General features: G+C 41.9%; 15 protein-coding genes. 3 read left to right on the plus strand and 12 right to left on the minus strand.

What is annotated here, in order from left to right; all coding sequences use genetic code 11:
• Positions 1-29: 29 nt before the first annotated feature.
• The 5 genes from tsf to POV26_RS13710 all read right to left on the minus strand — a co-directional run bounded on the left by tsf (position 30) and on the right by POV26_RS13710 (position 4,906).
• The gene (tsf, locus tag POV26_RS13690; RefSeq protein ID WP_272857030.1) at positions 30-995 is read right to left on the minus strand and encodes a translation elongation factor Ts; all 966 of its coding nucleotides are present in this window, start codon (positions 993-995) and stop codon (positions 30-32) included.
• Between the two features lie 150 nt (positions 996-1,145).
• Positions 1,146-2,036 carry a 30S ribosomal protein S2 gene (gene rpsB / locus POV26_RS13695; protein ID WP_272857031.1) on the minus strand — a complete coding sequence of 297 codons (891 nt, stop codon included), beginning with the start codon at positions 2,034-2,036 and terminating at the stop codon, positions 1,146-1,148.
• A 195-nt stretch (positions 2,037-2,231) separates the two neighbouring features.
• Positions 2,232-2,618, minus strand: coding sequence for a 30S ribosomal protein S9 (gene rpsI, locus POV26_RS13700; RefSeq protein WP_272857032.1), 387 nt, complete (start codon positions 2,616-2,618; stop codon positions 2,232-2,234).
• Positions 2,618-3,073, minus strand: coding sequence for a 50S ribosomal protein L13 (rplM, locus tag POV26_RS13705; RefSeq protein ID WP_045078936.1), 456 nt, complete (start codon positions 3,071-3,073; stop codon positions 2,618-2,620). The genes rpsI and rplM overlap by 1 nt, the downstream gene beginning before the upstream one ends.
• 291 nt (positions 3,074-3,364) lie before the next feature.
• Entirely contained in the window at positions 3,365-4,906 is a 1,542-nt protein-coding gene (locus POV26_RS13710) for a T9SS type A sorting domain-containing protein (protein WP_272857033.1), read from the minus strand.
• Between the two features lie 203 nt (positions 4,907-5,109).
• On the opposite strand from POV26_RS13710, the gene POV26_RS13715 reads away from it, so the two are divergent.
• On the plus strand, positions 5,110-5,580 hold the full coding sequence (locus POV26_RS13715; protein ID WP_272857034.1) for a lipocalin family protein: 471 nt from the start codon (positions 5,110-5,112) through the stop codon (positions 5,578-5,580).
• Positions 5,581-5,731: 151 nt separating this feature from the next.
• Here POV26_RS13715 and POV26_RS13720 read toward each other — a convergent pair whose 3' ends face one another.
• The 6 genes from POV26_RS13720 to POV26_RS13745 form a co-directional block, all read right to left on the minus strand.
• Positions 5,732-6,289 carry a nucleotidyl transferase AbiEii/AbiGii toxin family protein gene (locus tag POV26_RS13720; RefSeq protein ID WP_272857035.1) on the minus strand — a complete coding sequence of 186 codons (558 nt, stop codon included), beginning with the start codon at positions 6,287-6,289 and terminating at the stop codon, positions 5,732-5,734.
• Between the two features lie 8 nt (positions 6,290-6,297).
• A complete protein-coding gene (locus POV26_RS13725; protein WP_272857036.1) occupies positions 6,298-6,603 on the minus strand; it encodes a DUF6922 domain-containing protein in 306 nt (101 codons plus the stop codon).
• Positions 6,604-6,803: 200 nt separating this feature from the next.
• A complete protein-coding gene (gene polA / locus POV26_RS13730) occupies positions 6,804-9,671 on the minus strand; it encodes a DNA polymerase I (protein ID WP_272857037.1) in 2,868 nt (955 codons plus the stop codon).
• Between the two features lie 134 nt (positions 9,672-9,805).
• Positions 9,806-11,194, minus strand: a complete 1,389-nt coding sequence (locus POV26_RS15405; protein WP_272857038.1) for a thrombospondin type 3 repeat-containing protein — start codon at positions 11,192-11,194, stop codon at positions 9,806-9,808.
• A 171-nt stretch (positions 11,195-11,365) separates the two neighbouring features.
• Positions 11,366-12,052 carry a LytR/AlgR family response regulator transcription factor gene (locus POV26_RS13740; RefSeq protein ID WP_272857039.1) on the minus strand — a complete coding sequence of 229 codons (687 nt, stop codon included), beginning with the start codon at positions 12,050-12,052 and terminating at the stop codon, positions 11,366-11,368.
• 127 nt (positions 12,053-12,179) lie between these two features.
• A complete protein-coding gene (locus POV26_RS13745) occupies positions 12,180-13,943 on the minus strand; it encodes a tetratricopeptide repeat-containing sensor histidine kinase (RefSeq protein ID WP_272857040.1) in 1,764 nt (587 codons plus the stop codon).
• A gap of 109 nt (positions 13,944-14,052) precedes the next feature.
• Here POV26_RS13745 and POV26_RS13750 point away from each other — a divergent pair, with 109 nt between their 5' ends.
• Positions 14,053-14,988 (plus strand): isoaspartyl peptidase/L-asparaginase family protein, encoded by a 936-nt coding sequence (locus POV26_RS13750; protein ID WP_272857041.1) that lies wholly within the window; start codon positions 14,053-14,055, stop codon positions 14,986-14,988.
• Positions 14,989-15,031: 43 nt separating this feature from the next.
• Here the strand turns inward: POV26_RS13750 and POV26_RS13755 are convergent, their stop codons facing one another.
• Entirely contained in the window at positions 15,032-15,904 is an 873-nt protein-coding gene (locus tag POV26_RS13755) for a cyanophycinase (RefSeq protein WP_272857042.1), read from the minus strand.
• 96 nt (positions 15,905-16,000) lie between these two features.
• Here POV26_RS13755 and cphA point away from each other — a divergent pair, with 96 nt between their 5' ends.
• Entirely contained in the window at positions 16,001-18,637 is a 2,637-nt protein-coding gene (gene cphA / locus POV26_RS13760; protein ID WP_272857043.1) for a cyanophycin synthetase, read from the plus strand.
• Positions 18,638-18,705 lie beyond the last annotated feature (68 nt).

Here is an 18,705-nt window from a genome sequence, read left to right on the forward strand (position 1 = left end):
CTACCTATTTTAAAAATATGTTCAAAAGCTTACGCCAAAGAAACCCTCTTAAAGCCCACAACTTCAACATCGCCATACGTTTTTACGTACTCGGCAACGCTCTTTTTGTCGTCTTTAATAAAGTTTTGGTCAAGCAGTGCCTTTTCGTGGTCCAGCGTGGTGTTGTCGCTAATGAAACGCTCCAATTTTCCGGGAAGGATCTTGTCCCAGATTTGCTCTGGCTTGCCTTCCGCTTTCAGTTCCGCTTTTGCATCCGCTTCGGCCTGTGCCAAAACCTCAGGAGTCAATTGCGCTCTTGAAATGTATTTAGGCACGTTTTTAAGCGTTTTGCCCAAACGGCCCAACTCGATATTCTCTTTTTCGATAACAGCGATTCTCGCCTCGGTTTCAGAAGCCACAAACTCTGGATCAAAATCTTTGTAAGATAGCGTGGTTGCACCCATGGAAGCCACTTGCATAGAAACGTCCTTCGCCAATTCCTCAGCATTGTCAACCTTCTTTGAAAGACCCGTTAAAGCAGCAATTTTGTTCCCGTGAACGTAAGAGCCTACAAACGGAGCTTCCAAAATTTCATATCCGCCAATCTCGATTTTCTCACCGATAACGCCAGTTTGCTCGGTCAATTTTTCGGCAACGGTAATGGTATCAAATTTAGAATTCAAAAATTCTTCCTTTGAAGAAGTGTTCAGAGCAATCTCGGCCATTTTGTTTGCCATTTCAACGAAAGAGTCGTTTTTTGCAACAAAATCGGTTTCGCAGTTCAATGAAATAGCAACACCTTTTGTGTGGTCGCTGTTCACTTTTGCGGTTGCAACCCCTTCACTGGAGTCGCGATCTGCTCTTTTTTCAGCAATTTTTTGTCCTTTTTTTCGAAGGATAGAAATTGCTTCTTCCATATTTCCACCTGCTTCAACCAAAGCGTTTTTGCAGTCCATCATTCCGGCGCCGGTGGTTTGTCTTAGTTTATTTACTTCTGCGGCTGTTATGTTTGCCATTTTTATGAATTTTTATGGTTGAGGTGCACGAGCCGTGCGCCTTTACTTACTTTTTTTATTATGGTTTTCGTATGAGATGCACCTCCGTGCTTCCCTTATTGAGACGCACGTCCGTGCTTCCCTTTTGAGACGCACGTCCGTGCGTCTCTTCTATTCTTCTTCTTTAAGAACTTCTTTTTTCGATTTTTGACGTACGGGCTTTTTTGCTTCTTTCATAACTTCTACGTCATCTTCGTCAGTTGAAGGAACTTCAACCTTTGCTTTTTTTGCAGGCTTGGCATCCTTGTCTTTCTTAGGTGCTTTCGCCTTTTGCTCCATTCCCTCTTCATCGTCGCTATCGTCTCCCCCAGATTTTCTTTCGGAAAGCCCTTCAATAACGGCTTCTGAAACAAAACTCATAATTGCTTCAATAGATTTTGAAGCATCGTCGTTTGATGGGATTACGTAGTCAATAACGCGCGGGTCGCTGTTGGTATCTACCATGGCGAAGATTGGAATGTTCAATTTCAACGCCTCTGCAACTGCAATGTGTTCGCGGGTCGTGTCCACCACAAAAAGTGCCGCGGGAAGGCGGCTCATATCAGAAATGGAACCAAGGTTCTTTTCCAATTTAGCGCGAAGACGATCTACCGCCAAACGCTCTTTCTTTGAAAGGGTGTTGAAAGTTCCGTCCTGCTTCATTCTATCAATAAAGGCCATTTTTTTAACGGCTTTACGGATAGTTACAAAGTTGGTAAGCATACCGCCCGGCCATCTTTCAGTGATGTAGGGCATGTTTGCGTTCTTTGCTTTTTCAGCAACAATGTCCTTTGCTTGTTTTTTGGTAGCTACAAAAAGGATTTTGCGTCCACTGGCTGCAATTTTCTTAAGGGCGGCATTAGCCTCCTCGATTTTTGCAGCGGTCTTGTAAAGGTTGATAATGTGGATCCCGTTGCGCTCCATATAGATATACGGCGCCATGTTTGGGTTCCATTTGCGGGTTAGGTGGCCAAAGTGCACACCAGCTTCAAGTAAGTCTTTTACTTCTACTTTTTTTGCCATTTTGTTTTAGTTTACGTTCTGTGAAAGGATAGCAACCTGTTCCTAAATTTTGGATTTGGTTTAGATGCTAAACTAACTCCCGGATTTTTCGGGATAACAGCTTTTTTAATTAATAATGAATATGAACTTATAAAATGTCGTACCGCGCTTGTCGCGGTACCGCAATAAATGCGGTACGACAAGTAATTTAAAATACTATCTCTTAGAGAACTGGAATTTCTTACGCGCTTTCTTCTGTCCGAATTTCTTGCGCTCTACCATTCTTGGGTCTCTTGTAAGCAAACCTTCTGGTTTAAGAATGCCGCGATTTTCATCGTTAAGCTCGCACATAGCGCGGGAAATTGCAAGACGGATGGCCTCTGCCTGTCCTGTGATTCCACCTCCAAATACATTTACAGAAATGTCGAAAGTTGTTTCGTTATCGGTAAGTGTTAAAGGTTGTTTTACTTTGTACTGAAGGGTTCCAGTAGGAAAGTAGTTTTCAAACTCACGCTTGTTGATAGTGATGTTTCCTTTACCTTCTTTAAGGTACACACGTGCAACAGCGGTCTTTCTTCTGCCTATTTTGTGAATTGTCTCCATTACTTGTTGTCGTTAAGGTTAATAGTTCTAGGTTTCTGTGCTTCCTGTCCGTGGTTTGCATCTGCATACACTTTTAGGTTTCTGAACATTTCTGCGCCCAATTTGTTTTTAGGGAGCATACCTTTCACAGCTTTTTCAACAAGCCTTGCAGGGTCTTTTTTGTACATTTCGGTAGCGGTAAGGCTACGTTGCCCACCGGGATAACCTGTGTGGCGAATGTACGTTTTGTCATTCCATTTGTTGCCTGTAAGCTTTACGTTACCGGCGTTAATAATAATTACGTTATCACCACAATCTACGTGAGGGGTGAAACTTGGCTTGTGCTTTCCACGAAGTAATTTAGCAACTTCGCTGGCAAGACGACCCAATGCCTGGCCGTCCGCATCTACTAGCAACCATTCTTTTACAACGGTATTCTTGTTAGCAGATACTGTTTTGTAACTTAATGTATCCATTAGTTTTTTGTCAATAGGTTAATAAATCATTGTTTCTCACCCTTTAAACAAAACGGATTTTGTCTAAGAGGGGTGCAAATGTAGTGTTATTTATTTGAAAAGCAAGGGGTGGAATAAAATTTTAGACATAAGACTTAAGACCGCTTCGCTAAAAGACTTAAGACTTTTGGGGAAGAACGTAAAACTTCGCGTCTTTGCGGCTTGGCGAGAGAAAAGTTTCACGCAAAGCCGCGAAGGCGCAAAGCGTTTCCTTTCAACTTGAACTTCGATTTCAGTTTAGATTTCCAAACATTATTCCTTCACAAACTTCTTCAACGCCACATTTTTCCCCGAATAGAGCTGCACGAAATAAACCCCTGAGGCTAAGCCGGAAACATCCACAGTCGGGGAAACGGTGTCAACATTTAGTTGCAATACTTTGCTGCCCGTTATGGTGTAAATATTCACTTGGTTTATGGTTTTATCCTGAGTGTTGATTTGTAATTTATTTTTTACGGGGTTGGGGTAGAGGGTTATTGCTGTTGCGAAAGGGTTTTCTTCTATTCCTAAGGTTTGGGCGTGTTGCACTATCCAATAGTCATAACCTCCTCTTGAATTTTCGGTTTTATCTAATGAAATATCTGATTCTGATTGCCCCGCAATAAAATAGCTGCCATCATTTGCCTGAAATGCTTTAGGAATTCTTTCAGAAAAGGATCCGCCAATGGTATTTTGCCATACAATAATTCCTACACTATTTAATTTAATTACCCAATAATCTGCCTCGTACGCAGGTTCATTTTTATCTCCAGATATATCTGAATCTGAATAGCCAGTTATAAAATAACCACCTTCAGCAGATTCAATTACTGAATAACATGCGTCTCCATTATTACCTCCAATAGTATTTTGCCATTCAATACTTCCATTAGAATGAATTTTCAAAATCCAATAATCATCCACCCCATTAGAGTCTTCTGTTTTATCATTAGCAGCGTTGGAATCTGAAAAGCCGTTAACAATATAACCGCCGTCTGAAGTAGAAGTTACATTAGTAAGAGTGTCAAAAGAATCTCCTCTATAACTTCTTTGAAATGTTTGAGTACCAAATTCATTTGCTTTGATTACATGATAACAATATCCATTGCTTGTGGGTATTGTTCCTCCCAATATATAACCACCGTCCAGCGTTTTGGTAAATTTATTTACGGTGAAATTAGCTCCATGTGCTTTTTGGTGAATAATATTGCCAGATGCATCAAGAAAGACCACCCAACCATCCTGAAAGCCTGAAAGACCAACGGTTCTATCTCCTGAAAATCCTGAGCTTGATGATCCGCCAATTATATAACCGCCATCGTTTGTTAATGAAACACCTTGTGCTCTTTCATAAGAATCGCCACCAATAGTATTTTGCCAAGTAATATCGCCTATAGTATTTAATTTGAGAATCCAATAATCTGTTTCTCCTTGTGAAGCCTCTGTTTTATCACCCGAAATTCCAGAAGCCGACGTGCCAACCGCAATGTAGCCGCCGTCTGGAGTTTGTTTAATTTCATTTAATCTATCATCTTGATCGCCACCATAGGTTTTTTGCCATTCTATTTCATTGACATTATTTAACTTTATAATCCAATAATCAACTCCTCCTCTTGAATCTTCAGATTTCTCGCCAGAGATATTTGAATCTGAATAACCTCCTATTATCATTCCGCCATCGTTGGTTTTTTCAATACTTGTTAGAAACTCAGAACCACTCCCCCCAATAGTCCGCTGCCAAAGAATGTTTGGGTCTTGGGCTTGTGTAATGATCGTTGAAAGGAGAAAGGCTAAAAGGGTGATTAATTTTTTCATAAGAATCGGATAGGGGTTTATCTCAGTTTTCGGGGTGCAAAATACATATTTCCTACTATAGAAAAAGCACAAAAGTTAAAAATCTCTTAAAAGAAAAGATCCTTAAATTCTTCGTAAAAACCCTTAAACCTTTTATAAAATAGTAGTTCCTGATTGGTGAAAGTCTTTAATTTGGAATTCCTAACAAGTAAAACGATAGTATTATGAAACGATTAATGAGTGTATTGCTTATCGCAATTTTGTTCGCGTCCTGTTCCTCAGATGACGATAACAATGACCCTCCCCAAGCCACTATCGTAGGCGCATGGACACTTACGGAGGCCAATGTTGAAATCCCTATGGACCTGAACGGCGATGGCACAGCCGACCGTAATTTTATGAACGAGGTTCCGTGTTTTGTGGGTACTGTTGCCTTCACGGGAAATGGTACTTTTTCCCAAACTTTTAGCACGTTGGAAGAAGTGGTGGTAAACGGCCAGACTACCTACACCTGCAATGGCACTACCGCCACCACGGGAACTTATACCTTGAACGGCAACCAGCTTACAACGACCACGGATGAACCAGATCCCGTGACCACTACCACAACAATCAATTTAAGCGGAAATACCTTGAAAGCCACTATTGAATTTGGTAATTTTGGCGATGTGGAATTGGTTTACAGTAGAAATTAAAACCAATTTTAAAACCTTAAATAACAAATCCCAACTTCCAACGTATCTTTTTGGAATTTGCTATTTGGAATTATTATACTGTCAACTGCTGCTGAAAACTTACAACTTTTTTATTGTGGTCTTTTTTTATATGAAATTGGATTTATAAATTCTACTCCAATTTTACTGTCTCCCGAAGTATAGTATTTTTAACATCTTCCCAATTTAGCGGTTTGGTCATTATGGGCATTCCCTCTTTCTCGGCATCTTCAAAATAAGCCAGGCTTTTCAGAACTAAAAATTGGGAGCCATCTTCATATTTTTCATTATAGAGCCCTATCATTTCTTTTAGGGAAAATGTTTTTAGTAAAAAATATAAATCAATAAAATCCTTTTTGCTCCCGCGTCCCGAAATGGCGTTGAGCTTCATTGCGGCAATATCTTCCAAGGAAAGCAAACGGATTGAATCTACTTTTTTGGTTTTTTTCAAAAGAGGATAATGATAGTTTACAAAATCCACTTTTATACCATTTACGGAATAAACTATGATGTTTTTACTTTTTTTTAAAACAAGGGGATTCCCAAATCTGGAAAGTTCTCGATTAAATTCCAGTTCGTTTATTTCAGAATTTCCAAACATGTCAATATCCACAGAAAGACGGTGTCCAATCTGAAGTGCCAGTGCCGTGCCACCCACAAGATCGAAACCCTTAAAAATTTCAGATTTCATAAGCCCTTTTAAGAGTTCCAAAAGCCGGGCGTTGACATTTTGTTTGTATAACATCTAAATTCTTTTTTGTCAATATTGAAGATGGCCGAAAGAAAGGCGAGCGTTACATCGTCCAATTCCCTAAATTGAAGTGAGATTTGCTTGATGGTTTCGAGGCCGTATATTTCTTTAATTAGGTTCCAATCTTTCATCAGCCCATACTCCAAAACCCGATGGATAATGAATTCCTTGGATTTTTCAAAATCAAGTTTTTCACTGTCCACATCCCAAAAAAGATGCTCGGAAAGTTCGGATATGGAATGTGAAGTTGTCATTTATAGGCTATGGAATTTACGTATCAAAAATACCAAAAATAATAAGGATGGAAGCCTCTTTTGAAATTTGGAACCTGGAATATAATGCGATTCCTCCTGCGTCGGAATGACACAATCAGCATTGACTTAATTTTTTGACTAATTTCGGACAATCATTTTTTTTTGGTCACTTAGTTCCCCCCTTTCGGGGGTTAGGGGGCCTAATGCGCCTCCAGCCAATTTGCCCCCACGCCCAAATCTACATCCAACGGCACGGTAAGTTTATAAGCGTTTTCCATTTCATGCTTTACCATCGTTTTTAGTTTTTCAAGCTCAGGTTTGTAAACGTCAAAAACCAATTCATCATGCACTTGAAGCAGCATTTTGCTTTTGTAATTTTCCGCTTCCAACTTTTTGTGGATGTTTATCATCGCAATTTTAATAATATCCGCCGCACTTCCCTGGATTGGGGCGTTTACGGCGTTTCGTTCAGCGGCACCGCGCACCACTTGGTTTCTTCCGTTGATGTCCTTTAGGTAGCGTCTTCTTCCCAAAACCGTTTGCACGTAGCCATTTTCGCGGGCGAAATCTATTTGCTCGCTTATGTAATTGCGAAGTTTTGGATAGGTTTTATAATAGGTGTCAATCAAATCCTTCGCCTCTGTTCGGGACAGGTCGGTTTGGTTGCTAAGGCCGAAAGCAGAAACGCCATAAATAATCCCGAAGTTTACGGTTTTGGCATTGCTTCGTTGCTCGCGGGTTACTTCATTTAAAGGCACATTGAACACTTTTGAAGCCGTCGAGGCGTGAATATCCTCGCCATTTTTAAAGGCCTCAATCATATTATCCTCTTCGCTCAACGCGGCAATAATGCGGAGTTCTATTTGCGAATAATCCGCTGCCATTAACACGTAATCCTCGTTTCTGGGGATAAACGCTTTTCGCACCTCACGTCCGCGTTCGGTACGGATTGGAATATTCTGCAAATTTGGGTTGTTGCTGCTCAAACGGCCCGTGGCCGCGACGGTCTGCATATAATCTGTGTGAACCCTGCCAGTCGTTGGTTCCACCTGTCCGGGAAGCGCATCAACATAGGTGCTTTTCAGCTTGGTGAGTCCACGGTATTCCAAAACATCGCGGATTATTTTATGGTCTTTCGCCAAATAGGAAAGCACGTCCTCGGCGGTGGAATATTGGCCGGTTTTAGTTTTTTTCGGCTTGTCTATCAGTTTCATTTTTCCGAAGAGAATATCGCCCAGCTGTTTTGGCGAGGCGATGTTGAAGGTTTCGCCGGCTTCTTCATAAATGTGTTTTTCAAGTTGAAGAATGTCCTTGTCCAATTCCACGGAAAGTTTTTTCAGAAATTCTTTATCGAGGTTGATGCCTTCCAGTTCCATGGCTGCCAAAACCCGAAGCAGCGGCACTTCAATTTCATCAAATAACTTTTGGGTATTGGCCTCGCCCAGTTCTTTCTCGAAATGTTCCTTCAACTGAAATGTTACGTCGGCATCCTCCACGGCGTATTCGGTCTGTTTTTCAATTTCAACATCGCGCATATTGAGTTGGTTCTTTCCTTTTTTTCCAATCAATTCGGTGATGGAAACGGGTGTATAATTCAAATACGTTTCGCTCAAAACGTCCATATTGTGGCGCATATCCGGATTTATGAGATAATGCGCGAGCATGGTATCGAACAATTTTCCTTTTACCGAAATGTTGTATTTCGCCAAAACCTTGATGTCGTATTTTAAATTCTGACCAATCTTTTCAATGGATGCATCTTCAAAAAACGGGCGGAGTTCTTCCAAAAGTCGTTGCGCTTCTTCACGATTTTCGGGAAAGGGAATGTAAAAACCTTTTCCTTTTTCCCACGAAAAAGCGATGCCAACAAGCGCTGCTTCCAAAGGATTAACGCTCGTGGTTTCGGTGTCAAAACACACACTTTGCTGCTTCATCAAATTCTGAAGAAAGAGCTTGGTGCCCATCCCCGGTTGTACGGTCTGGTAAAAATGTTCGGTGTTTTCTATGGTTGCACGCGAACTGTAGTTTTTTATGGTTTGGGCAGTATCGCCATCATTGCCGAAAAGCGAGAATTGGCCTTCGCCTGCCTTCTTTCCACTTTGAAGGGGGGTTGAGGGGGATGTTCTGCCAGCGGTTTCTTTTACTGATTTGTCTTGACGATCCGTGCCGATGGAAGCCATTCCTTCTATGGAAAAAGCATTCAGGAAATTATCTTTCAGCCTTCTAAATTCAAGTTCATCAAAAATTTCCAAAACCTTTTGAGTATCTGGCGGGCACATCTCAAAATCGGCTTCGTTGAACTCTACGGGCACGTCCAGCATAATGGTTGCCAACTTTTTGCTGAGCAGACCAATTTCGCCATTGGCCTCAACCTTTTCCTTCATTTTGCCTTTTAACTGTGCAGTGTTTGCCAGTAGGCCTTCCATAGAGCCAAATTCAGCTATAAATTTCTTGGCGGTTTTTTCCCCAACGCCCGGAAGCCCGGGGATGTTGTCGCTACTATCGCCCATCATTCCCAGGAAATCAATTACCTGTAATGGGTCTTTTACCTCAAATTTTTTCTGGACCTCTGGAATTCCCCAAGTTTCATAGCCGCCACCAAAAACGGGGCGATATATAAAAATGTTTTCGGAAACCAATTGTGCGAAATCCTTGTCTGGCGTAACCATATAGGTGGTGTAGCCTTCTTTTTCGGCTTTTTTTGCCAAGGTGCCAATAACGTCATCGGCCTCAAAGCCATCCTTTACCATGATTGGAATATTCATGGCTTCCAGAATATTATAAATGTAGGGAATGGCAAACCGTATGGCATCTGGGGTCTCATCCCTATTGGACTTGTATTCGGGAAACATTTCGTTTCGGGCTTCGCTGCCGCCTTTGTCAAAACAAACGGCCAGATGGTCTGGGCGTTCCCGTTTCACAACGTCTATGAGTGAGTTCATAAACCCCATAATGGCTGAGGTATTTTGACCTTTACTGTTTAAGCGCGGGTTTTTTATTAAAGCGAAATAGCCCCGGAAAATAAGAGCATAGGCATCAACAAGAAAGAGGCGTTTTTTTTCTGACATAATTTTGGATAAGGATGTGCTTCAAAAGTAAAAAGAAGTATTTGGAAAACGTGCATGATACCAATAAAAAAAGCCGCTCCCCAAAGCGGCTTTCTTTTCACAAAACTAGTTGAATCATGAAATCGCAACTATTCTTAATTATCTGGACAAGTAATTTCCTTACCGACCAAATTACCTTTGTCATCAGTCTGAAAACGGAAACATTTTCCTGCCGCGCTCTTCATAATGATGCCACGGTGTAGGTTATTTATAAATACATCGCCATCGGTTACTTCCAATACGCTTTTGGGGTCTGTGGTGTTTATCCCCACACCGCCGCCACTGCTTCCGGTATTTGTTGTGGGGTCGTTTTCACAGGCATCACCCACGCCATCATTATTGGTGTCGGTTTGAGAGGCATTGGCAAAGGTGGGGCAGTTGTCGCACACATCGCCCACGCCGTCGGCGTCGGTATCTAATTGGTCATTGTTTGCCGAACTTGGACAATTGTCTTGGGAATCAAGAATGCCATCATTGTCGCTGTCTATTTGGGTGTTCTGGCAATAGGGTATAATGGCCGAAAAATAATTGCAGTTGGTACTGTTTCCAAAAGCACTAATGCTCCCATCCACGTGCGAAGTGCCATTTATAAAATTGATAAGTACACAGCATTCATCCAGCAAAGGGTTGTTTTGGAGTATGATATTGCTCTTGATATAATTAATGGCCTCCATGCTGGATATATCAACCAATAGCGCATTATTAATAGCAATAAAGCTACCATTTATATAACTCAGGCTCGCCATACTGGGAAGGATGGTTAGCGCATCGTTATTATTTATGTTAAAGTCGCCTCCTATGGTTTCAAGTGAAGAAATTTCCAGAGTAGCCAATGCGCCATTATTTTGAAGAGTAAGACCAGCGGCCACTGATGAAAGCGCGGGTAAATTAAGGGTGTTCAGGGAGGCATTGTTATTTATGTTAAGGTAATTGCCCACCGTTGAAAGCGCATTGAAATTAACAGTCGTTAAATTTGGATTGGCAGCAATATAAAAAAAATGGCCAACGGCTGTGAGTGCATTGAGGTTTAAAGTGGTTAAGTTGGTGTTGTTGTCAAAATCCAAATAATTTCCCACGGTGGCCAGTCCCGTTAAATTTACGGCACCGGCACTGTTGCCGTGTATCCATAATGAATTTCCCACGGTGTTTAATCCCGCTAAATTGATGGTGCCTCCAGAATAGGCCGTTACCTCTAAATTATTGCCGACGGTATGAATATTTTGTAGCCCATTCAGTGAGATACTTGAGGTTGTAATCGTAAAATTTCCCGTTATTGTCGTAAGAAATGAAAGCCCAGAAAAATCGGTTGCTGAACCACCTATGATCAAGCTTCCGTTAATAGTATTGCAACCGGTGCCGCCATAGGTTGCAACAAAAGTATTCACCGCGGCCTGGTTTGGCAAACTTATGTTTCCGGTAGCACAAACTTGTGAAATTGCAATTTGTGCAAAAAGCAAAAGGCTTATTAAAATAGTATTTTTCATAATCACTTCTTTTAAAAAGCAAGGGCAGGTTAAGTTCTATGGACAGCCTCTTTTTGAGCAAAAAGGGATGATTAATTACTATAAAAATATTGCAGTTGATCTTTGATGGGAAATTTATTTAGCGGAGCGGGCCCTTTTTTTAGTGAAAATCCTTTTTGATGAAAAAAGCTACTATTCTTGAAGTCGAGATAGCAGCATATCTTTATGGGAAGCACTTACAGGAATTTCTTCTTCACCTAAATAAACGGTTGAAGGAGTAGTGGAAGAAATTTTTTTAATATTTACCCAATATGAGCGGTGGGTCTGTATAAAATTATCGCGGTTTAGTTTTTCGGAAGTTTTCTTTAAGGTGTGCGGCACCAAAAAAGTATCTGAAGCCGTAACCACATAGCAATAATTGTCAAAGGCTTTCAAATACAGAATGCTGTCTTGGTTTATTCTATGGGTGCGCCCTTCGGTTTTTAGCAGTATAAAATCTTGATTGGTCAAAGAAAAATTATGCCAAGCCAGTTCAATGTTGCTCCGCAATCCATTTTCGGTAAAAGGTTTTACAATATAGCCCAACGGTTGCGTTTCCTTAACTCTTTTTATGGTTTCAGGATCGGTTTGCGATGTGAGGTATAGATAAGGAATGGCGCGTTTGTCCAGGGCTGAGGCAAGGTCTATTCCGTCTTTTGCGCCTTCCAGTTGAATGTCCACCAAAACCAGATCGGGTTGGGTGTTTTCTATTGCGGGCAAGGCTTCGTCATATTCATCGCTATCGCCAAGCACATGAAAGCCGTGCTTTTTTAAAGCCGAAGTTATCGTGGCTACAATAAGCGGCTCGTCCTCTACGATATAGATTTTTAATGCTTTCAATTTTTTGCTTTTCTGAAAGGGAAGCTATGGTTAACAGATAGAATAGGCTTTAAGTTTTTAGTGAAGTTAATTCTTTTTTTAGTGAAACGGATCTTCGGAATGATTTAAAGTCATGCGAAATATCATATTAAAGCTCATTGAACCGATGAATTTCAATAGTGGCCAAAGTTCCTTTTAAAGTCCCTTTTGAGAAAGCTACGGTCGCTTTTAATTTTTTTGCCAAAGCCTTTATTAGCTGGATGCCAAATGAATTTTCCTTAACCTCCGAAGGCATCCCTAAACCGTTATCCTCCACTTGAAGTTGAAGTGATTCTCCACTTTTTTTGAACCTAATTTGCATTTCGCTTTTTTCGGAAACTGGCTTAAAGGCGTGTTTTAAAACATTGGTAATCAGTTCGTTCAATATGAGGCCCAATGGCGTGATGGTTTCTATATCCAAGACCAAGGGCTCCACATTTAAACTGTATTTTATTGCGCTTTCCTCAAATTGGTGGCTTTCAAAAATATCCTTGGTCAAATCGATAAAATATTCTTCGGTGCTAATGCCCACCAATTGCTCTTTGCTATACAATTTTTGATGGATCAAAACCATGGAGCGAACCCGGTTCTGCGCTTCCTTCACGGCCAATTTCGCCTCTTTGTCCACAATATTCTCAGATTGCAGATAAAGCAATGAGGACACAATTTGAAAACTGTTTTTTACACGGTGGTGCGTTTCCTTCAACAACACATTTTTTTCATCTACGGTAGCTTCCAAGAGTTTTTTCTGTTTTGAGAGCTGCTTGTTTTTACGTCTGTTTTTAAGAAAAAAGAAAACCAAAAACCCAAACAGAACCAAAATGGAACCCAAAACCCAAAACAATAGTTTTTGGGCCGCTTCCTTTTTGTCCAACTCGCGTTGTTTTTTTTCGGTTTCATATTGTGCTTCCAGTTCAAAAACAGTTTCGTCGCGTTGTTTTTCTTTTATTTCCTCAAAAACGTTTACATAGGCATCCCTATATTCAAGTGCTTTTTTATAATTTCCGGTGAAAGTGTAATAGTCCGCCAAGCTCCGAAGCAACAAGCTTTTATCTCGTATTCCCACGGTATTTACGGCGGCCTCGGCACGTTTTAAAACGCCGTTCATGTTTGTGCTGTCCCGTGATTTTGCTTTGGCGGAAAGTAAAAAATAGAGGTTCAATTCAGAATCTGGGTTGTCAGGATTTATTTCCGTGGCTTTTTCAATGTAGGGCATGGCCTCGGCAAAATTTTCCTGTTTGGTCAATAGATTTCCCAAATTGGCGTAAATACTGTAATCCAGTTCTTTGCGCACGGCTATTTCCAAACTTTCGCGCATGTACTTTTTAGCTTCCTCAAAATTTTCAAGGGAAGAATTAACGGAGCCCATGTTTATCAAGCACTTTTTCTGAAGCTCCAAATCATTGCTGTTCTTCGCCAGGTCATAGGCAATGGTGTAATATTTTAAAGCGTTTTCATAACTGTCCGTTGTGTGGAACATAACGCCCAATGTATGGTAAATTGAAGCCGAATAAGGCAACTTATATTCCTCGCAAATAGCAATGCCTTCAAAATAAAACTTGCTCGCCTTTTCATAATTACCGTCCACAATTTCGTGGTAGAAGCCTTTGGTTTCCAGTGCGATGGCTTGGCCCAAAGGGTATTTTTTTTCTTTGGAAAGTTTAAAGGCCTTGTTGGCATAAATTAGCGCACTGTCGTTTTGGGTATTGATGTACTCCCAAGCCAGATCGGTATAATGCTGCACTTTTTCTGAAGTATTGCTGGTTGCCTCTATTGCAAGTAAAAGGCTTTTCTTTTCAGAAAGCGCACTTCCGTTTTGGGAAAAACCGAGACATCCGAAAGTAAGAAAAATACAAAGCGCAGCTATTTTCAATAGAGAATCAATTGGTTAGAATTTTCAAGGTACAATTTTTTTTCAATTTCTTTTCGGAAGATATTTGATCGCAATTCGTATTTTTCGCCTTTAATAAATAATAACAATAATGAATAAAAAATATTCCATAGCCATCCACGGCGGTGCCGGAACGCTCGTAAAAGGATTGATGACGCCCGAAAAAGAGGAACAGTACAAAGCCGCTTTAAATGAAGCACTTGAAAAAGGATATGCCGTTTTGGAAAACAATGGCTCTGCAATGGAAGCCATTGAAACTGCCGTGATCCATTTAGAAGATTCCCCGCTTTTCAATGCCGGAAAGGGAAGCGTTTTTACAAACGACGGCACCCACGAAATGGATGCCGCCATTATGGACGGGAAAACTTTGGACGCAGGCGCAGTTTCATTGATAACGGGAATTAAAAACCCAATCTCCTTGGCGCGCGATATAATGGAAAAAACCGAGCACGTTTTTTTGGCAGGCGAAGGCGCGATGCGGTTTGCAAAAAGCTTGGGCTATACATTGGAAACCCCGGAGTATTTCTATGACGAACACCGCTACCAGCAATGGCAAAACATAAAGGATAGCGACAAATTTCAGTTGGACCACAGCATGAAAAGGGAAGGCAAGTTTGGCACCGTGGGGGCAGTGGCCTGCGATAAAAACGGAAATATTGCCGCCGCAACCTCAACCGGCGGAATGACCAACAAGCGCTGGGGCCGTGTGGGCGACAGCCCGATGATTGGCTCGGGAACCTATGCAAACAATAAGACCTGTGCGGTAAGTTGTACGGGCAGTGGTGAATACTTTATCCGCGGCGTGGTTGCTTATGATGTTTCCTGTTTGATGGAATACAAAGGCATGACCGTGGAAGAAGCTGCCACCGAAGTTATCAATAAGAGAGTTTTGGAAATTGGCGGCGATGGCGGCCTAATTGCCGTTGATACCGAAGGAAACATCGCAATGCCCTTCAACACCGAAGGGATGTACCGTGCTTTTAAAACATCCGAAGAAAAAAAGGAGATAAGTATCTATAAGGATTGATGCTGTGGATCCAATTGATTTTATCGTAATTAACAATTAACAATTACAACGTTTCAACATCTGTCATTTCCAGATGGATTGGGGAGATATGAACGCGCTTCTCCTTAATGTCCAGTTTGTCACCGTGGGCCAAAATATGTACTTTCAGATTCGTTATAGACATAGGAGAACCCTCTGGTATCGCCTCTCGGTTGTTGTGTATCAGCCTGCGAGGATCAAAAAGAATGACCATTCCTGAACCTATCACTTCACAATTGTTGCGGTTTTTTATTACCAAACCGGTGTCTTCGGCCAGTCCGATTCCTATTTTCATAGGAAATCGAGCTACCGCTTCAGCCAATCGGCCAAAACGCCCACGGCGGATAAAGTGTGAATCAATAATAAAATTTGGTATAAAACCCATTCCTTGGCCCATGGTTACCGCACCTTTGGTAAATGCTTCCTGCACGCCACCGCCAGTTATCATTTCTTCACTCATGCACATGGCTCCTGCGCTTGTTCCGGCAATTACGAACGCTTCGTTTTCGTATTTGTCTTTTATAATCGCATCTAACGCAGTGCCGCCAATATATCTTACGATTTTTGATTGGTCCCCGCCAGAAAACATCACACAGTCGGCTTTTTTCATCAGATTGAGGAAGTCTGGATTTTCGGCTTCCTCACGGCTTCTAATGTCCATAATATGAACGTTTTTACAGCCCAGCTTATTAAAAGCATCCAGATAATTTTCGCTTACCTCCACCGGAATACTGGAGGCGGTGGGAATTACTATAATCGTCGCATCTACGCCACCGCTCTCGCGAACCACGCGGGAAAGAATACCGCGTTGTATATATTCTAAAGTATATCTTTCGTTTTCTCCATTTCCTTTGTCTTCATTTCCACCTATGGGGATCAGGGTGCCTTTTACGCTCATGAATTTATTTGATTTGCGGACAAAAATACGGTAATTGTTAGAAAAATTAATCATATATTTATCAAATTCATACGAAACCAACAAATCCGTCAACTTATGCGAATTAGAGAAATCAACGCCATGCGGGGGCCAAATTACTGGTCTATACGCCGCCATAAATTAATAGTAATGGTCTTGGACCTGGAGGAAATGGAAGCGCTTCCCTCCAATAAAATTGAAGGATTTAGTGAGCGACTTAAAGCTATGTTCCCGAGTATGTACAGCCACCGCTGCAGTGTGGGTGAACCGGGCGGATTTTTCCAGCGTGTGGAAGAAGGTACGTGGATGGGGCACGTTATTGAGCATATAGCGTTGGAAATACAAACCTTGGCCGATATGGACACCGGCTTTGGAAGAACGCGCGGTTATGGCGAAAAGGGCGTTTATAATGTGGTTTTCAGTTATATTGAGGAAAATGTGGGCCGCTATGCCGCAAAAGCCGCCGTTGAAATTTGTGAAGCATTGATTGCTGGGAAAGATTACAACTTGGAAGCCGATATCCAAAAAATGCGCGAAATCCGGGAAGACGAACGCCTGGGGCCAAGTACAGGTTCCATTGTTGAAGAGGCTGAAAGCAGAGGAATTCCATGGATTCGTTTGAATAAATATTCGTTATGCCAATTGGGCTATGGCGCCAACCAAAAAAGAATCCAGGCCACGGTAACTTCCGAAACCAGCAGTATTGGCGTGGAATTGGCCTGCGATAAAGAAGATACAAAATACCTTTTGGAACAGGCTGAAGTACTTGTGCCTCGGGGTGATATTATCGGTCGCGAAAGCAGTCTGGAAGAAGCCTGCAGATATGTTGGCTTTCCTTTGGTAGTAAAACCCGTTGGCGGAAATCACGGCCGCGGCATTACGGTAAACGTTAAAAACTATGATGATGCTTTGGTGGCATTTCACGCCGCGAAAAATGTTTCCTCAAAAGTGATTATCGAAAAATATATTACTGGCGAAGATTACAGATTGCTCGTTATAAACAATGTGCTGGTAGCAGCGGCAAAACGCACTCCCGCAAATGTTGTGGGCGATGGAAAATCAACCATTAAAGAACTGGTGGAAGAAGTGAACAAAGACCCGCGTCGCGGGTATGGCCACGAAAATGTACTTACCAAAATCACGATCAATGATTTAACCAGAACAATCATCGCTGCCAAGGGCTATACCGAAGATTCTGTTCCCCCAAAAGATGAAGTGGTAATTTTAAAAGATACCGCGAATCTCAGTACGGGCGGTACGGCGGAAGATGTTACGGATATCGTTCATCCTTCCAATGTTTCCATGGCCGAACGCATTTCAAAAATAATAGACCTCGATATTTGTGGTATAGATATTATGACCACAGACATCAGCCAACCTTTGGAGGAAACCGGGGGCGCTGTGCTGGAAGTGAACGCAGGTCCTGGCTTTAGAATGCACTTGGCCCCAACCACAGGTCTGCCCCGAAATGTAGCTGCTCCAGTGGTAGATAAACTTTTTCCAAATCACGGCGATACGGGGCGTATTCCTATTATTTCCATAACCGGAACCAATGGAAAAACCACCACTACCCGCTTGATCGCGCACATTGCAAAAATGAAAGGCTATCGCGTGGGCTACACTACCAGCGACGGGGTTTATATCCAAAATAGATTATTGATGAAAGGCGATTGCACCGGTCCCGCAAGTGCCGAGTTTGTGCTGAAAGACCCAACGGTAAACTTTGCCGTTTTGGAATGTGCCAGAGGCGGATTGTTGCGCGCCGGCCTTGGTTTCAAAAAATGTGATGTGGGTATAGTTACCAACGTTGCGGCAGACCATTTGGGATTGAAGGGAATCCACACGGTGGAACAACTGGCAAAGGTAAAAGGCGTAATCCCGGAAACGGTATTGCCCGATGGCTACGCAATTCTAAATGCCGATGACGATTTGGTCTATGAAATGCGGAGAAGCATCAATTGTAACCTCGCGCTTTTCTCCATGGATGAAGAAAATCCGCGGATAAAAGCACTTCAAAAACTTGGCGGAATTACGGCTATTTATGAAAATGGATATATAACAATTTGCCGCGGCACGTGGAAAATGCGCATTATGAAAGCTGAAAATATTCCGTTGACGTTTGGCGGAAAGGCAACTTTTATGATACAGAATATTCTTCCCGCCGTTATTGCAGCGAACGTTCGCGGAATCGGAATTGAAGATATGAAAGTGGCTTTGGAAACCTTTATCCCTTCGGCTTCGCAAACACCCGGCAGGTTGAACCTTTTTAAGTTTGAAAATTTCACTATTTTACTTGATTATGCCCACAACCCGGCGGGAATGAGAGCGCTCCAGAAATTCACGGACAACCTGGAGGCGACGGTTAAAGTGGGTATCATTGCCGGAGTAGGCGATAGAAGGGAAGAAGATACCAATGAACTGGGAAGCATTGCCGCCGAAATGTTTGATGAAATAATTATCAGGCAGGACAAGCATTTGCGCGGAAAATCGGAAGAAGCACTCATCAAAATGCTCAATGACGGTATCAAAATGAAGGATCCGAACAAAAAAACGACCGTGATTCCTTCAGAAAAAGAGGCCATTACGTATGCGGTTAAAAACGCAAAGAAAGGATCACTCATTATATGTTGTAGCGACGTAATTCCGGATGCTTTGGAACTTGTAATGAAATTCAAGGAACAGGAAAGCAAGGGCGAAATAATCTTTGCGCAATAAAAAAGCAAAAGCCGCTCCTCCTCAAAAGCGACTTTTCTTTTCAATACTGAAATTTGAGGTTAACGTGA

Source organism: Aequorivita todarodis, assembly GCF_028561335.1.
In the GTDB taxonomy this organism is placed as follows: Bacteria; Bacteroidota; Bacteroidia; order Flavobacteriales; family Flavobacteriaceae; genus Aequorivita; species Aequorivita todarodis.

Excerpts from the sequence above, each read along its gene's own strand:
- rpsI (WP_272857032.1), bottom strand. The coding sequence starts at position 2,618 with ATGGAGACAATTCACAAAATAGGCAGAAGAAAGACCGCTGTTGCACGT.
- POV26_RS13725 (WP_272857036.1), bottom strand. The coding sequence starts at position 6,603 with ATGACAACTTCACATTCCATATCCGAACTTTCCGAGCATCTTTTTTGG.
- POV26_RS13720 (WP_272857035.1), bottom strand. The coding sequence starts at position 6,289 with ATGAAATCTGAAATTTTTAAGGGTTTCGATCTTGTGGGTGGCACGGCA.
- tsf (WP_272857030.1), bottom strand. The coding sequence starts at position 995 with ATGGCAAACATAACAGCCGCAGAAGTAAATAAACTAAGACAAACCACC.
- POV26_RS13710 (WP_272857033.1), bottom strand. The coding sequence starts at position 4,906 with ATGAAAAAATTAATCACCCTTTTAGCCTTTCTCCTTTCAACGATCATT.
- rpsB (WP_272857031.1), bottom strand. The coding sequence starts at position 2,036 with ATGGCAAAAAAAGTAGAAGTAAAAGACTTACTTGAAGCTGGTGTGCAC.
- cphA (WP_272857043.1), top strand. The coding sequence starts at position 16,001 with ATGCGAATTAGAGAAATCAACGCCATGCGGGGGCCAAATTACTGGTCT.
- polA (WP_272857037.1), bottom strand. The coding sequence starts at position 9,671 with ATGTCAGAAAAAAAACGCCTCTTTCTTGTTGATGCCTATGCTCTTATT.
- POV26_RS15405 (WP_272857038.1), bottom strand. The coding sequence starts at position 11,194 with ATGAAAAATACTATTTTAATAAGCCTTTTGCTTTTTGCACAAATTGCA.
- POV26_RS13750 (WP_272857041.1), top strand. The coding sequence starts at position 14,053 with ATGAATAAAAAATATTCCATAGCCATCCACGGCGGTGCCGGAACGCTC.
- rplM (WP_045078936.1), bottom strand. The coding sequence starts at position 3,073 with ATGGATACATTAAGTTACAAAACAGTATCTGCTAACAAGAATACCGTT.
- POV26_RS13755 (WP_272857042.1), bottom strand. The coding sequence starts at position 15,904 with ATGAGCGTAAAAGGCACCCTGATCCCCATAGGTGGAAATGAAGACAAA.
- POV26_RS13715 (WP_272857034.1), top strand. The coding sequence starts at position 5,110 with ATGAAACGATTAATGAGTGTATTGCTTATCGCAATTTTGTTCGCGTCC.